Annotated in this window: 15 protein-coding genes and 1 other RNA gene; 8 read left to right on the forward strand and 8 right to left on the reverse strand. The window is 70.5% G+C overall.

The window, feature by feature from the left end:
• Nucleotides 1-10: 10 nt before the first annotated feature.
• The 6 genes from kdpB (at nt 11) to SLW52_RS01250 (ending at nt 7031) form a co-directional block, all read left to right on the forward strand.
• A complete protein-coding gene (kdpB, locus tag SLW52_RS01225; RefSeq protein WP_320739612.1) occupies nt 11-2080 on the forward strand; it encodes a potassium-transporting ATPase subunit KdpB in 2070 nt (689 codons plus the stop codon).
• Between the two features lie 72 nt (nt 2081-2152).
• Entirely contained in the window at nt 2153-2746 is a 594-nt protein-coding gene (gene kdpC, locus SLW52_RS01230) for a potassium-transporting ATPase subunit KdpC (RefSeq protein WP_320739735.1), read from the forward strand.
• A 60-nt stretch (nt 2747-2806) separates the two neighbouring features.
• On the forward strand, nt 2807-5485 hold the full coding sequence (locus SLW52_RS01235; RefSeq protein ID WP_320739611.1) for a sensor histidine kinase KdpD: 2679 nt from the start codon (nt 2807-2809) through the stop codon (nt 5483-5485).
• Nucleotides 5475-6221 carry a response regulator transcription factor gene (locus SLW52_RS01240; protein WP_152235536.1) on the forward strand — a complete coding sequence of 249 codons (747 nt, stop codon included), beginning with the start codon at nt 5475-5477 and terminating at the stop codon, nt 6219-6221. Before SLW52_RS01235 ends, SLW52_RS01240 begins: the two co-directional genes overlap by 11 nt.
• An 85-nt stretch (nt 6222-6306) precedes the next feature.
• On the forward strand, nt 6307-6498 hold the full coding sequence (locus tag SLW52_RS01245) for a hypothetical protein (protein WP_152235537.1): 192 nt from the start codon (nt 6307-6309) through the stop codon (nt 6496-6498).
• A gap of 5 nt (nt 6499-6503) precedes the next feature.
• Nucleotides 6504-7031, forward strand: a complete 528-nt coding sequence (locus SLW52_RS01250) for a hypothetical protein (RefSeq protein WP_152235538.1) — start codon at nt 6504-6506, stop codon at nt 7029-7031.
• A gap of 233 nt (nt 7032-7264) precedes the next feature.
• On the opposite strand, the gene SLW52_RS01255 is transcribed toward SLW52_RS01250, so the two are convergent.
• Genes SLW52_RS01255 through SLW52_RS01270 form a run of 4 tightly spaced genes read right to left on the reverse strand, consistent with a single transcriptional unit; the run spans nt 7265 to nt 11285 of the window.
• Nucleotides 7265-8653: an FAD-linked oxidase C-terminal domain-containing protein gene (locus SLW52_RS01255; RefSeq protein ID WP_320739610.1), complete on the reverse strand. Its 1389-nt coding sequence runs from the start codon at nt 8651-8653 to the stop codon at nt 7265-7267.
• Nucleotides 8650-9201 carry a metal-dependent hydrolase gene (locus tag SLW52_RS01260; protein WP_320739608.1) on the reverse strand — a complete coding sequence of 184 codons (552 nt, stop codon included), beginning with the start codon at nt 9199-9201 and terminating at the stop codon, nt 8650-8652. The genes SLW52_RS01255 and SLW52_RS01260 overlap by 4 nt, the downstream gene beginning before the upstream one ends.
• 1 nt (nt 9202) lies before the next feature.
• Nucleotides 9203-9571 carry a YraN family protein gene (locus SLW52_RS01265; protein WP_026143653.1) on the reverse strand — a complete coding sequence of 123 codons (369 nt, stop codon included), beginning with the start codon at nt 9569-9571 and terminating at the stop codon, nt 9203-9205.
• Nucleotides 9561-11285, reverse strand: a complete 1725-nt coding sequence (locus SLW52_RS01270; RefSeq protein ID WP_320739607.1) for a penicillin-binding protein activator — start codon at nt 11283-11285, stop codon at nt 9561-9563. Before SLW52_RS01270 ends, SLW52_RS01265 begins: the two co-directional genes overlap by 11 nt.
• An 81-nt stretch (nt 11286-11366) precedes the next feature.
• Between SLW52_RS01270 and rsmI the strand changes: the two genes are divergently transcribed.
• Nucleotides 11367-12191, forward strand: coding sequence for a 16S rRNA (cytidine(1402)-2'-O)-methyltransferase (rsmI, locus tag SLW52_RS01275; RefSeq protein ID WP_320739606.1), 825 nt, complete (start codon nt 11367-11369; stop codon nt 12189-12191).
• Nucleotides 12192-12252: 61 nt separating this feature from the next.
• Here the strand turns inward: rsmI and SLW52_RS01280 are convergent, their stop codons facing one another.
• The 4 genes from SLW52_RS01280 to SLW52_RS01295 all read right to left on the reverse strand — a co-directional run bounded on the left by SLW52_RS01280 (nt 12253) and on the right by SLW52_RS01295 (nt 14361).
• Nucleotides 12253-12717 (reverse strand): DUF2442 domain-containing protein, encoded by a 465-nt coding sequence (locus SLW52_RS01280; RefSeq protein WP_320739605.1) that lies wholly within the window; start codon nt 12715-12717, stop codon nt 12253-12255.
• Nucleotides 12714-12944, reverse strand: coding sequence for a DUF4160 domain-containing protein (locus tag SLW52_RS01285; RefSeq protein ID WP_017914496.1), 231 nt, complete (start codon nt 12942-12944; stop codon nt 12714-12716). The genes SLW52_RS01280 and SLW52_RS01285 overlap by 4 nt, the downstream gene beginning before the upstream one ends.
• A 148-nt stretch (nt 12945-13092) precedes the next feature.
• An RNA gene (gene rnpB, locus SLW52_RS01290) (RNase P RNA component class A) lies at nt 13093-13459 on the reverse strand.
• A gap of 107 nt (nt 13460-13566) precedes the next feature.
• A complete protein-coding gene (locus SLW52_RS01295; protein WP_320739604.1) occupies nt 13567-14361 on the reverse strand; it encodes an NRDE family protein in 795 nt (264 codons plus the stop codon).
• A gap of 326 nt (nt 14362-14687) precedes the next feature.
• Between SLW52_RS01295 and mraZ the strand changes: the two genes are divergently transcribed.
• Nucleotides 14688-15134, forward strand: coding sequence for a division/cell wall cluster transcriptional repressor MraZ (mraZ, locus tag SLW52_RS01300; protein ID WP_026144304.1), 447 nt, complete (start codon nt 14688-14690; stop codon nt 15132-15134).
• Nucleotides 15135-15145 lie beyond the last annotated feature (11 nt).

Below are 15145 nucleotides of genomic sequence, written 5' to 3' on the forward strand. Positions count from 1 at the left end.
GACGACGACGATGAGCACCCCGCACCAATCTTCTTCCGTGGCCTCCGCACCGGCGCGCCGGCCCGGGCTGTTCGACGCCGCCGCGCTGCGTGCGGCGCTGCGCGATAGCGTGCTGAAGCTGTCGCCAAGGCACCTGCTGGGCAGCCCGGTGATGGCCGTGGTGTTCGCCGGCACGCTGCTGTCGGCGCTGATCACCGTGTCCGGCCAGGGCCCGGCCGGCTTCGGCTGGGCGGTGACCGCGATCCTGCTGGTCACCGTGCTGTTCGGCAACTTCGCCGAGGCGGTGGCCGAGGCCCGCGGCCGCGGCCAGGCCGCCTCGCTGCGGCGTGCGCGCAAGGACCTGGTGGCGCGCCGGGTCGCCAGTGTGCGGCTGGACGGCGAGACCAGCGTGCCCGCCGCCGAACTGCGCCCGGGCGACCTGGTGGTGGTGTCGGCTGGCGAGCTGATCCCGGCCGATGGCGAGATCGTGCACGGCCTGGCCACGATCAACGAGGCTGCGGTCACCGGCGAATCGGCGCCGGTGCTGCGCGAGGCCGGCACCGACCGCTCCGGCGTCATCGGCGGCACCAAGGTGCTGTCCGACGAGATCCTGGTGAAGGTCACCGCCGAGCCGGGCCACAGCTTCCTGGACCGGATGATCGCGCTGGTGGAAGGCGCCAACCGGCAGAAGACGCCGAACGAGATCGCGCTGACCATGCTGCTGGCGGCGATGACATTGACCTTCCTGATCGTGGTCGCCTCGCTGCCGGCGATCGCCGGCTTCGTCGGCGTGCACGTGGATCCGCTGCTGCTGATCGCGCTGCTGGTGTGCCTGATCCCGACCACCATCGGCGGGTTGCTGCCGGCGATCGGCATCGCCGGCATGAACCGCGCGCTGTCGGCCAACGTGCTGGCCAAGTCGGGCAAGGCGGTGGAAGTGGCCGGCGACGTCGACGTGCTGCTGCTGGACAAGACCGGCACCATCACCCACGGCGATCGCCAGGCCACCGTGTTCCATGCGCTCAGCGGCGTGGACGTGGCGCAGCTGCGCGAGGCGGCGATGCTGTCGTCGCTGGCCGACCCGACCCCGGAAGGCAAGTCGATCGTGCGCCTGGCGCGCGAACAGGGCCTGCCGCCGGCCGATCCGGCGGGCGCCGAGTTCGTCGCCTTCACCGCGCAGACGCGCATGTCCGGTGTCGATCTGCCGGCCAACGGCATGCAGCCGCCGCGTTCGATCCGCAAGGGCGCCGCCGATGCGTTGATCCGCCACGTCACCGCGCTGGGCGGGCAGGTGCCGGCGGAACTGAAGAGCCGCGTCGAGCAGGTCGCGCGCAGCGGCGCCACGCCGCTGGTGGTGGCCGAGGGCCGGCACGTGCTGGGCGTGGTCGAGCTGTCGGACGTGGTCAAGCACGGCGTGCGCGAGAAGTTCGCGCGGCTGCGCGCGATGGGCGTCAAGACGGTGATGATCACCGGCGACAACCCGCTCACCGCCGCGGCCATCGCCGCCGAGGCCGGCGTCGACGACTACATCGCCGAGGCCACGCCCGAGGACAAGCTGGCGCGCATCCGCCAGGAGCAGGCCGGCGGACGACTGGTGGCGATGGTCGGCGACGGCACCAACGACGCGCCGGCGCTGGCCCAGGCCGACGTCGGCCTGGCGATGAACTCCGGCACCCAGGCGGCCAAGGAGGCCGGCAACATGGTCGACCTGGATTCGGATCCGGCCAAGCTGCTGGCGGTGGTGGAAGTGGGCAAGCAGCAGCTGATCACCCGCGGCGCACTGACCACCTTCTCGCTGGCCAACGACGTGTCCAAGTACTTCGCGATCCTGCCGGCGCTGTTCGCCGCCTCGATCCCGCAGATGGCCGCGCTGAACGTGATGCGCCTGTCCAGCCCGACCAACGCGGTGCTGGCGGCGTTGATCTTCAATGCGCTGGTGATCCCGGCGCTGATCCCGCTGGCGCTGCGTGGCGTGCGCTTCACCCCGTCCTCGGCGACCTCGCTGCTGCGCCGGAACATGCTGATCTACGGCGTGGGCGGCGTGCTGCTGCCGTTCGTCGGGATCAAGGCCATCGATCTGCTGCTGGTGGCGCTTGGCTGACCCCGGCGCCGATTCTCACGCTCCTTCGGAATTACCTCCATGACCGTGTCTTCCGTTTCCCTTCGCGAACCGATGCGCTGGCGCGCGGTGCTGGTGCTGCCGCTGCTGGTGCTCGCGTCCGCGGCGCTGTACTCGTTGCTGGCCACCGTGCTGGCCGGCGCGCTGTTCCCCGAGCAGGCCAACGGCAGCCTGCGCAGCCACGATGGCCGGGTGGTCGGCTCGGCGCTGGTGGCGCAGCCGTTCGCCGCTGCCGGCTACTTCCAGCCGCGACCGTCCGGCGCCAAGTACGACCCGATGTCGGCCGCCGGCAGCAACCAGGCGCGCAGCAACCCCGACCTGCGCAAGCGCCTGGACGCCACCCGCCAGGCGGTGGCCGCACGCGAGGGCATCGACCCGGCGCAGGTGCCGGACGACCTGGTCACCCAGTCCGGCAGCGGCATGGACCCGGACATCAGCGTGGACGCGGCGCGCATCCAAGTGGCGCGCGTGGCCGCCGCGCGCGGCCTGCCGCCGCAGACCGTCGCCGCCCTGGTCGCCGCGCAGACCCAGCCGCGCCAGTTCGGCGTGCTGGGGGAGCCGCGGGTGAACGTGCTGGCGCTGAATTTGGCCTTGGATGCCGGGAATGGGGAAACGGGAATCGGGAATGTGAAGGAGCAAAAGCGGTAAGGCGCGCCGCGCTGTAGGCTTTGCGATTCCCCATTCCCAATTCCCCATTCCCAGCAGCAAATGCCCGACCCCCGCACCCAACAGGCCGACGCCCTGATCGGCGAACTGCAGCGCGAGCGCGGCGGGCGCCTGACCGTGTTCCTCGGCGCGGCGCCAGGGGTCGGCAAGACCTACGCGATGCTCTCGCGCGCGCGGCAGTTGCAGCAGCAGGGCAGCAAGCTGGTGGTCGGCGTGGTCGAGACCCACGGACGCGCCGAGACCGCGGCGCTGCTGGAAGGCCTCACCGTGCAGCCGCGGCGGCGCCTGGAATATCGCGGCCGCACCCTGGACGAGATGGACCTGGATGCGCTGCTGGCGCTGCGCCCGCCGCTGGTGCTGGTGGACGAACTGGCCCATCGCAACGCGCCGGGCAGCCGTCACGAGCGGCGCTGGCAGGACGTACAGGAACTGCTCGACGCCGGCATCGACGTCTACAGCACGGTCAACATCCAGCACCTGGAAAGCCTCAACGACGTCGTCCACCGCATCACCGGCGTGCGCGTCAGCGAGACCGTGCCCGATGCGATCTTCGACCGCCTGCGCGACATCGTGCTGGTCGACCTGCCGCCGCGCGAGCTGATCGAACGCCTGCAGCAGGGCAAGGTGTATCTGCCCGAGCAGGCCGGGCAGGCGCTGCAGGCGTTCTTCTCGCCGTCCAACCTGGCCGCGCTGCGCGAGCTGGCGATGCAGACCGCGGCCGACCGCGTCGACAACGACCTGCGCGACGTGCAGGCCGCGCAGGGCCGCACCAGCGTCGCCCTGCGGCGCACGGTGATGGTGGCGATCGACGGGCGCGGCCAGTCCGACTATCTGGTACGGGTGGCGCGGCGCCTGGCCGAACGCCGCGGCGCGCCGTGGACGGTGGTCACCGTGCAGACCCAGGCGCAGCCGGATGCCGACTGGCAACTGGAGATCGACCGCGCCTTCGCGCTGGCGCGCCGGCTCGGCGGCGAGGCCGCGCTGCTGCACGGCGCCAACGTCGCCGACGCCTTGCTCGACCATGCCGCGCGCAGCGGCGTGTCCACCCTGGTGCTGGGCCGCACCCGCGAGCGCCCGCTGGCGCGCATGATCAACCGCACCCTGACCCAGCAGCTGCTGCAACGCGGCGCGCACTACGAACTGGTGATCATCAGTTCGCCGGAAGCACGCGCGCGGGCGCGGCGGCGCTGGCGCAGCCCCGCGCACTGGCTGTCGCGCGACGACCTGCTGTTCGCCACGGTGGCGTCGGCGCTGGCGGTGGTGGTCGCCTGGATCGCCGAAAGTTGGGTCGGCATCGACGACCTGTCGATGGTGTTCATTGTCGCGGTGGTGATGGTGGCATCGAAGACGCGGATGACCGCGGCGGTGCTGGCGGCGCTGCTGAGCTTCTTCAGCTACAACTTCTTCTTCATCGAACCGCGCTTCACCTTCCAGATCGGCGCGCGCCAGGGCGTGGTCACGGTGCTGCTGTTCCTGGTCGCGGCCCTGGTCGCCGGGCGCCTGGCCTCGCGCCTGCGCATGCAGGTGTTGGCGCTGCGCGCGGTCAACGCGCAGACCACCGCGCTGCAGCGGCTGGGCCGCGAACTGACCAGTGCCGCCGACCTCGGCCAGGTGCTGGAGGCTGGGCGCCGTGCGCTCGCCGGCACCCTCGATGCCGAGGCCTGGCTGCGCCTGCAGCCGCTGGAGCGCGCGCATGACGGCGCCGACGACTACGCGCCGACGATGGCCGCGGTGGACCGCAGCGCCGCCGACTGGGCGCAGCGCCACGGCCAGGCCACCGGTCGCTTCACCGATACGCTGGCCGGCGCGAGCTGGTGGTTCCTGCCGGTGCGCCACGAGCACGGCACCATCGGCGTGGTCGGCTTGCGCTTCGGCACCGGCGTGCAGCGCCCGGGCCTGGAGCAGCAGCGCCTGGCCGAGGCGATGGTGGAGGACATCGGCCAGGCCGCGCTGCGCACGCGCCTGGTCGCCGACCTGGAGAGCGCGCGGGTCAGCGGCGAGACCGAGCGGCTGCGCTCGGCCCTGCTGTCCTCGGTCTCGCACGACCTGCGCTCGCCGCTGGCGGCGATGATCGGCGCGGCCAGCAGCCTGTCCAGCTACGGCAAGGCGATGGATGCGGACGATCGCCGCAGCCTGCTCGAGACGATCCAACTGGAAGGCGAGCGCCTGGACCGCTACATCCAGAACCTGCTGGACATGACCCGGCTCGGCCACACCGGGCTGACCTTGAATCGCGACTGGATCGGCGTGGACGAACTGATCGGCTCGGCCGCGCGGCGCCTGCAGCGCTACCAGCCGCAGGTGCGCCTGGACATCGCCCTGTCTGCCGAGCTGCCGACGCTGTGGGTGCACCCGGCGCTGGTCGAGCAGGCGATCTTCAACGTGCTGGAGAACGCGGCCAAGTTCTCGCCGGCGGATGCGGCGATCCGCGTCGCCGCGGGCATGGTCGAGGGTCGCCTGCGCATCGACATCAGCGACCGCGGCCCGGGCATTCCCGAGGACGAGCGCGCGCGCATCTTCGACATGTTCTACAGCGTCGAGCGCGGCGACCGCGGCCGCCACGGCACCGGCCTGGGCCTGACCATCTGCCAGGGCATGATCGGCGCGCACGGCGGCAGCGTCGAGGCGTTGCCGGGCCCCGATGGCCGCGGCACCACGATCCGCATTACCCTGCCGCTCATCGAACCCGCCGCGCCGCCGTCCCGCCCCGATGCCGACTGAGTCCCACGCCGATCCGATTCCGCCGCCGCGCGTGCTGGTCATCGACGACGAGCCGCAGATCCGCCGTTTCCTCGACATCAGCCTGCGCGCGCAGGGCTACCGCGTGCTGCAGGCCGACACCGGCGCCGCCGGCCTGGCGCAACTGGCCGCGCACGGCGCCGAACTGGTGGTGCTGGACATCGGCCTGCCCGACCAGGACGGGCACAGCGTGCTGCGCGAACTGCGGCAATGGTCGTCGGTGCCGGTGATCATGCTGACCGTGCGCGCCGGCGAGGACGAGAAGGTGCAGGCCCTGGACGCCGGCGCCAACGACTACGTGACCAAGCCGTTCGGCGTGCAGGAACTGATGGCGCGCATCCGCGTGCTGCTGCGCATGCAGCCGGTGGCCGGCGAGGCCGAGCCGGTGTTCGACGACGGCCACCTGCACATCCACCTGGGCCTGCGCGAGGTCCGCCTGGACGGCGAGGCGCTGCCGCTCAGCCGCAAGGAGTACGCGCTGCTGGCGCTGCTGCTGCGCCACAGCGGCCGCGTGGTGACGCAGCCGCAACTGCTGCGCGAACTGTGGGGCCCCACCCACCAGGACGACACGCACTACCTGCGCATCCTGGTCGGCAAGCTGCGGCAGAAGCTCGGCGACAGCGCCGTGGCCCCACGCTACATCGCCACCGAGCCGGGGGTGGGGCTGCGCTTCATCGGGGTGCAGTGCGCGCCTCATGGCGCGCCAGGGACGATCTGAATCCTGTCCCCAGATTCTGCCGAATCTTCCTGCGCCCAGCGCAGCGGCAACGATGCGGAGCAGACGGCCTGTCCTCAATGGCCCGATGCGCCAGTTCCTCCCCAATCTCGTGGACCTATTGCCGGCCCGTCGGGAGTCGCCCGATCACGCGGGCATGCGGATGAACGCGCACGCGCAGCAGGCACTGATCCGGATTGCGCCGGCGGCGATGCAACACGCTATTCTCGCCTTCAAATTCCATGTCTCGGGCGATGCTGATGACCGCCCAGTAAGGTAGGCAGCATGAAGCACGCACACTATCGCGCCATTGCGTTCGTCATGCTGTCGCATATCGCGGTAGCTGCTGACGCCCGGGACACGCTATCGGCACTGGCGTCGGCAACCCCTCTGCAGGCCACGTATGCAGATGAAACGCCGCGTGGCTTGTCGCAGGTTGTCCTCGGCAGGCAGCGCATTGTCTTCGGTAATGCAAACGTCGAACTCGTCACCCGATATCAAGGAACGCTGAAGACGCATCCTCGGGCGGACGAGGATTTTTTCTCAAATACGATGGACGGTGCAGATCTTTATTCCGTCACGAACAGGAATGACGAAGGTTTCCGGAAGTTGGGGAGTTCGCATATTCGTTCAGTGGCGTTGCTCAGAGAAACCGATGCCCAAGGAGCTGCCTCCCTCGTGCTGTGTCTCTCCGACTACGAAGATCTCAATCACTATTTCTACAAGGATCGAACCTTCACCACTTGCACGAGGTTTTCTTTGGGCAAGGGGGCGTTGGCATTGCCGCACGAACCTGGCGCATCTGTTCGATAGGCCGGCTCGCTGCCAGGCGCGGTTGCATGCGGTTTCTGGATCCTCGCTGGGAGATGCCAGCGTAAGAGTCAGGACGCGGGCTGTCTTCCCGGCGCTCGCGGCTTGTAGTGGTTGTATGGCGCGGCCAGGCTGGTCGCCCGCCATCGCAGCGCGGAACGCCACGCGCTGTCGGTTTCCGGTGCCGCCATGGCCAATCCGACGGCCCGGCGGCTGCCTCGCGAGTCGCCCGAGCTTCAGTCTCGCTCCGGCAACACCTTCCCCGGATTGAGGATCCCATCCGGATCCAGCGCACGCTTGATCGCACGCATCGCATCCAGGGTGGCGGCATCGAAGGCCTGGTCCATGTAGTCGCGCTTGGCCACGCCGATGCCGTGTTCGCCGGACAGCGTGCCTTCCAGCGACAGGACCAGCGCGAACAGTCGCGGCAGGGCGGCCTGCGCGCGCGCGGTTTCGCCGTCGTCGTCGGGCGCGTACATGATGTTGACGTGCAGGTTGCCGTTGCCGGCATGGCCGAAGGCCACGATCGGCAGGTCGAACTCGGCGGCCAGCGCTTCCACGCCGGCCACCAGCTCAGGGATGCGCGACACCGGCACCACCACGTCTTCGTTGATCTTGCCGGGGCGGATCGTGCGCAGCGCCGGCGACAGCGCGCGGCGCGCGGCCCACAGGCGGTCGCGCGCGCTGCCGTCGGCGGCCACGTCCAGCGCCAGCAGGCCGTCGCCCTCGGCCGCCGCGCCCAACGCCTGCAGCGTGTAGGGCAGGGTGTCGTGGTCGCCGTCGGCCTCGATCAGCAGCATCGCGCCGGCCTCGGGCACGTCGCTGCCGTTGCGGCGCAGCAGCGCGATCGCGCTGCGGTCCATGAACTCGAGCATGGTCGGTGTGCTCGGCTGCGCCATCAGTCGCGACACCGCGGCAGCGGCGGCGGCAGCGTCGCGGTACAGCGCGCGCAGGCCGGCCTGCGCCAGCGGTCGCGGCGACAGCTTCAGCGTCGCTTCCACGATCAGCGCCAGGGTGCCTTCGCTGCCGACCAGCAGATGGGTCAGGTCGTAGCCGGTGGCGTCCTTGGTGTAGGCGCCGCCGCAGCGGATCAGCTCGCCGCTGCCGGTCACCGCGACCAGGCCGAGCACGTTGTCGCGGGTGGCGCCGTACTTCACCGCGCGCGGTCCGCCGGCATTGGTCGACAGGTTGCCGCCGACGCTGCAGATCTCCGCGCTGGACGGATCCGGTGGCCAGAACAGACCGTGCGGCGCCAGGGCCTGCTGCAGGTCGCCGTTGAGCACGCCGGGTTCGACCACCGCGCAGCGGTCGGCCGGGCGCAACTGCACGATGCGGTTCATGCGTGCGAACGACAGCACCACGCCGCCGGAGAACGGTACCGCGGCGCCGGCGGTGCCGGTGCCGGCGCCGCGCGCCACCAGCGGCACGCGGTGCGCAAGGCAGGCGCGCACGATCGCCTGCACCTGCTCGCGGGTCTGCGGCAGCGCCACCGCATCGGCCAGGGCCCAGCGCCGCGAATCGTCCTCGCCATAGCTGCGGCGGCTGTCGGCGTCGGTGCGCCAGCCCTCCGGGCCGAGAAGGGCGGAAAGGGTGTCGGTGAGCGCAGTGGGCAGGGCGGTGGTCATGGTGAAGGTGGCGACGACGAAGTGGAGGGCGAGGGCGGCTGCAGCAGTTTCCAGGTGAGCACGGCCAGCGCCAGCGGCAGCCATACCCAGCGCAGTTCCGACAGCAGCGTGGCCATGCCGCGCGCACTGAAGAAGCCGTTGGCGAACGGCGAGACCCGGATCGGCCGCCACGGCGCGAACCAGCGCTGTTCGCTCCACGGCCACCCCAGGGCCACGCCGAGGCCGCCGGAGGTCATCGCATCGAGCAGCGGATGCGAGGCGGTGCAGACGAACAGCCAGACGGCCGCCTGCAGCGCGCCGGCGCGCAAGGGTCGGTGCAGCAACGCGCCGAGCGCGCCCAGCACGGCGGCGAACAGCAGCGAATGGCTGGCGCCGCGATGGCCGAACGCGTCGGCGTAGGGGATGTGCAGGGCGAAGCCGAGCACGTCGGCGTCGGGCAGCATCGCCGCGACGATGCCGGCGCCGAGCAGGCGCGTGGAGATGCGCCCGCGATCGGCGGCGGCCCACAGCGCCAGCGGCACCGCGGCGTGGGTGAAGACGCTGGGCACCTCAGCAATCCTCGGCGCGGAAGGCGTCGCGCAACCAGGTCAGCCGCGGCGGATCGCCCTCGGCCTCGACCACGTCGAAGCGGCACGGCCAGTTGGCGTACTGCGGATGCGCGGCCAGGAACAGCTGCGCCGCCAGCAGCAGGCGGCGGCGCTTGCGCAGATCGACCGAGGCCGCGCCGCCGCCGAACGCGGCGCTGCGCCGGTAGCGTACTTCGACGAACACCAGGCTTTGCGCCTGCTGCATCACCAGGTCCAGCTCGCCGCCGCGGAAGGCGACGTTGGCGGCGATCAGGCGCAGGCCGGCGCGCTCCAGTTCGGCGCGCGCCGCCGCTTCCACCGCATTGCCGCGTCGGCGCCGCTCAGTTTCCATCGGGCAGCGGGGTCGGGCGCCCGCCGCTGAAGGTGGACCAGGCCGGGGTGCGCACGATGTTGCCGAAGCCGTCCAGGTGCAGCACGCCGGTGGCGCCGCGCAGGCCGCTGTCCTTGCCGGTCGCCAGCTTCTCCAGGTACGCGGTGATCTGCCAGGCGTCGTAGCCGAACGCGAACAGCCGCCCGGCCGGGCCGCGCGCGGTCGGCAGCATGTCGGCCACGCTGGTCGCCGCCGGCAGGCCGCCGACGCCGCGCACGTTCCACAGCTCGCTCGGGTAGACGATGCCGTCCAGCACCAGGTCGTCCTCGGGCTTGCCGGTGCCCAGCACCAGCTGCGAGGTGGCCACCCGGGTCTTGCCGGCGAAACCGGCCAGCGCCAGCTGCGGCGCCAGCGCGCGGGCGGTATTGCCCTTGACCGCCAGCAGCACCGAATCGGCGGCGCCGGCGTTGCGCAGCTGCGCGCCGATGTCGCCCGGGGTGTCGGCCACGCTGACGCTGCCGGCGACCTTGCCGCCGCGCTCGCTGAAGCGGTCGCGGAACGCGGCCACCGCACGGCGGCCGGTGTCGTCGTTGCTGCCGATCACCAGCGTATTGCGGCGTTCGTGCGCCAGCAGGTACTCGGCGGCGGCGATGCCGTCGTCTTCCGGCGCCAGCGAGAAGCCGGCGCTGCCGCCCGGCGGCGCGTGGGTGCCGCGGTTCAGCGCCAGCACCGGCACCGGCAACGCGTCGCGCCCGAACAGCGCGGTGACCTCGTCGCGGCCGAGCGGGCCCACCACGAAATCGGCGCCGCCGTCGACCGCCTTCTGATAGGCGGCCAGTGCACCGGCCGGGGTGCCGGTGGTGTCGATGAAGTCGATCGCAGGACGCCGCCGGGTCTCGCCGTAGTAGCCGGCAAGCAGACCGTCGCGCACCGGCGCCGCAGCGGTGGCCAGGCTGCCGCTCAGCGGCAGCAGCACCGCCAGCTTGGCCGGCGGGCGATAGCCGTCGCGTTCGGCCGGCGGCCGCTTGCTGGTGTCGAAGCCCCACTGCTCGCCGCGGTCGAACGGACGCGGCAGCGCCAGACCGCGGCTCAGCAGCGCGCGGCCGACGAAGTTGTACAGCGGGTCGCCGGCCGGCAGCGCGGCGGCGAGCGCCTGCAGGGTGGCGTCGTTGAGCGTGGCCAGCTGGCGCACGATGGCGCGCTGGTTGTCGCTGCGCGCCTGGCCGCTGAGGCCGTTGTCGGCGCGGGCGCGTTCGTCCAGCGCCGCGGTGGCGTCGCCGGTGCCTTCCAGCGCCTGCGCACGGGCCAGATGCCAGCGCGCGCGCAGGTTCTGCGGCACCGCCTGCGGATCGCTGCCCAGCGCCTGCAGCGCCTTGGCCGGCTGGCGGTCGGCCAGGGCCAGCTCGGCCTCGACCAGCGCCACCCGCACCTTGCTCAGTGGAGGCAACTGCCGCGGCTGCACCTGCGCCAGCAGGCTGCGCGCACGGGCGGTATCGCCGGCCTCGTACCAGGCGAAGGCGGCGTCGCCCAGCAACTGGTTGCGGGCGCTGCCGGTGGCGCCGGCGGCCTGCGCCTCGAGCTGCTGCGCCGCTTCCTTCGGCTTGCCCTGATCCAGCAGCGCCAGCGCGGCCGATTGGGCCGGCGAAGCGCTCGGCGTCACGCTGGTGGTGGCGCAGCCGGCGACGAGCAGCGCCAGCAGCGACAGGGCGGAAATCCTTGCGAATCGCTTGTTCATTTCTGGTCCATTCGGCTGGGCACGCCAGGCGCGCCGGGGAAAACCGCTACGATTCTACCCTTGACCATGGAAAGCACGTAGATGAGCGCCCAGCCCGGAACCCTGCACGTCGTCGCCACGCCGATCGGCAACCTCGCCGACCTGACGCCGCGCGCCCAGGAGACGCTGCGCACGGTGGCGGCGATCTGCGCCGAGGACACCCGCCGCAGCGGCCAGCTGCTGGCTCACTTCGGCATCGAGCGGCCGCTGCTGGCGCTGCACGAACACAACGAGGATGCGTTGTCCCAGCGCATCGTCGCGCGCCTGCTGGAGGGCCAGTCGCTGGCCCTGGTCAGCGACGCCGGCACCCCGCTGGTCAGCGACCCCGGCTACCGCCTGGTGCGCGCGGCGCGCGCGGCCGGGGTGCGGGTCAGCCCGGTGCCCGGCGCCTGCGCGGCGATCGCCGCGCTCAGCGTGGCCGGCCTGCCCAGCGACCGCTTCGCCTTCGAGGGCTTCCTGCCGGCCAAGGCCTCGGCGCGCCGCGAGCGCCTGGCGCGGTTGGCCGGCGAGCCGCGCACCCTGGTGTTCTACGAAGCCTCGCACCGCATCGCCGAGTCCCTGGCCGACTGCCGCGCCGCCTTCGGCGATGCCCGCCCGGCCGTGATGGCGCGCGAACTGACCAAGCTGTTCGAGACCGTGCTCGACGGCACCCTGGCCGACCTGCACGCCCGGGTCGAGGCCGACGACAACCAGCGCAAGGGCGAGTTCGTGCTGATGGTGCAGGGCGCCGGCGACGACGCCGATGCGCAGCTGGCCGAGGGTCGCCGCGTCTACGCCAAGCTCAGCGAGCACCTGCCGCCGTCCACCGCCGCCAAGCTGGCCGCCGAACTGACCGGTGCGTCGCGCAAGGCGCTTTACGGCGGTTGAGGGGGCGATAACGCCCTGCGGCAATGCGATCGCCGGCCAGTCGTCTTTGGCGACTGCGTTCTCAGGCGACTTTCGAATAATCAAACCCTGCCTGTTCGGCCTCCCATCCCAGCATCGCCAAGCCAATGCTCTTGGGGACGGGCTTTTCGCCGCTGCGGTAGTAGGCGAGCATGCGCCGGCTCAAGCCCAATGCTTCGGCGGCTGAATCCAACGTCATGTCGTGGCGATGCATCCAGGCGATGATCTGCTGGTGGGAATAGTCACCGGCTTGCTCGATCGCGAGTGCGCGCAGGTTGTCGCTGGCGAGCGCCAACTCGTCGTTGCCGTCGAAGATGACGCCGCGCTGCCATTCGTCGAGCGAGACCTTATGGAAAACGTGTGGCAGCCGTGCCTTTTTCAGGGAAGGATGCGAGGCCAAGACCTCGCTGAGGTCGACGGTGCAAGTGAAGCCGTCGGCAAAGGTCAGTGCAAGTTCGCGCGCCGCGACTGACTTCACCTTGGTAATGACGAATTGAGGTTGGTTCATGGATTCAATTCCTGCCATCGGGCGATGAGGGTGGCTTTGTTCGCCGCGGCCCATTCAAGCGCGGCGCTCAATTCGCGTCGGCTCAGGCGGCCGGACAGAACCGCCAGGGTGTCGATGACGATCAGCGCTTCCCGACCATCTCGGGTACGCACATGGAAGTGAGGCGGCAGATGGTCGGCCGCATACATCGTGACAACGCTGTTGGCGAAACGGACGATCGTCGGCATGTGCGGAACATAGTGCAATGATTGCACTTTCGCAAGAAGGATCCTGTTCGCAGCGGGTCGGAGACCAGAAGGGGGGGGGGGCGCCCCATGAACGCCTGGCGCTCCGCGCCCTCAGTGAAGGTTTGGAGTTTTCGGCGTTCTGAAAAAGTGGCGGAGCCGGCCGATAAGCCGGGTTCTGTCGTGGACAGTCATTCTTCTAGGCGCACCGTCACCGGTACGCTCAAGCAACCTACCCGGACCCGACGCGGGCCGCGCCATGAGGTCCCTATTTGGTCTTGCTCCAGGTGGGGTTTGCCGTGCCGGTCCGTTACCGGACTCGCGGTGCGCTCTTACCGCACCATTTCACCCTTACCGGCCTGCTTGCGCAGACGTAGGCGGTATCTTTCTGTTGCACTAGTCCGTCGGCTCGCGCCGCCCAGGCGTTACCTGGCACCTTGCCCTATGGAGCCCGGACTTTCCTCGGCATCCCGCCGCACCGAAATGCGATGGGATGACGCGACTGTCTGGCCGGCTCCGCCGCGGGCATTGTCGCATGTTAAGACGGGACCCGGGTCCCGCAAATGCCAAAGCCGTACCTCTGACGGGCGATGCAGCCGAAAGCAGCCACGGCCGCCCTGCATCATCATCGCTTTTCCGGGTCACCGGTCCCCGCACCTGGGTCCCGGTTTTCCAGCCGCGTTTCCCCAATGAACGCCCCGTCCGGGCCGAACCGGCGCTCGTGGATCCAGCCATGGCCGGCGGCGTCCACCGCGACGATGGTGCTGGCGCGGGTGCCGTAGTCGTGGCCGCGGATGAAGGCCGGCGACAGCCGCCGTTCCAGGTCCGGGCCGACCCCGGTGTCGGGCAGGTCGGCCGGGTCGGCCAGGGTCTCGTCGGCCAGCGCCCGCCACAGCGGCGCCAGGTCGTCGTCGCCGGCGGCGATCCAGGCGGTCACGGCCGCGCGCAGGCGCAGGGTCTTGGGCCAGGGCGCGTCGAGCGCGCCGTTGGACATGCCGTGCACGCCAGGTTCCAGGGCGCTGCGGCCGGGCGGGTGGTTGCCCACGTAGGCGGCGCCGGCGGCATCGGCCAGCAGCAGGTTGAATGGCGGATAGGTGTCGGCGCGCGCCGCCAGCGCGTCGGCGAAGGCCGCGGCCGGCTGTTCGCCGCTCAGGTAGTCGGCGATCAGGGCGCCGCGCGAGGCGCCGGACATCGACGCCAGCGGGTCGCGCACGTTGGTGACCACGGCGCAGCGGCCGGCGGCGTCCAGCCCCATCCAGGTGCCGCCGGAGCGCAGGTCGCGCCCGGCCAGCAGGCGCTGCGCCGGGGCTGGCCAGCGCTGCAGTGGCGCGGTCGGGCGGGCGTGGAATTCGTCGCGGTTGCCGACCAGCAGCAAGCGCCATCGCGGGTGCGCAGCGTGCGCGAGAACGACCAGACACATGCCCGCCAGTGTGCGCGCTTGCGCAACGCGGCGCGAGCCCGGGCGCCATGTCGACGGCCGGTGACGACCGCCTTAACGCCGCGTACACAGGCCTGAATTTCCGTTCAATCTCAAAATTTGAGACGAAACAGTAACTTGTGGATAAGCCTTGAACAAGTCTCTAAAGATCGTTGCAAACCATTGATCCCGCTAGCGATTTACCGCTCGCAAAGTTGTTGACAACCCGTTGCGCGCTGCTAAGGTGGGCACTTGAGGGGAAACCGGGTTTTTTGTGGTTTTTCGTGGTTCAATGACCGCCCAGGCGGATTCGGAAAGGTGCAGGCGTCGTGTTTCAGGGCGAGACCGCAATCACTGTGGACGACAAGGGGCGTATGGCGGTTCCCACCGCGTACCGCGACCTCGTCGCGCGCGTGAGCGGCAATCGGCTGGTGCTGACCTACAACCCGTTCGAGGCCGGCTGCCTGTGGCTGTATGCGGAGAAGGAGTGGGAGCGGGTCCGTGACGACGTCATGGCCAAGCCCAACACCCAGCGCGTGGTGCGGGTCCTGCAGCAGAAGCTGGTGGGTTCGTCGGCCGCGCTGGAGCTCGATGCCAACGCCCGCATCACCATTCCGCCGAGCCATCGCGCCGCGGTGGGCATTGAAAAGCGCGCCGTGCTGTTGGGCATGGGCGACAAGTTCGAACTGTGGAGCGAGCAGGCTCATCGCGCACTGATCCAGCAGACGTTGTCTGACGAGGATCTGGGCGATGGATTGCTCGATCTGAAGTTGTGAGTCGGGGTGTC

It is taken from the genome of Xanthomonas sp. LF02-5 (assembly GCF_034105325.1).
GTDB lineage: Bacteria > Pseudomonadota > Gammaproteobacteria > Xanthomonadales > Xanthomonadaceae > Xanthomonas_A > Xanthomonas_A sontii.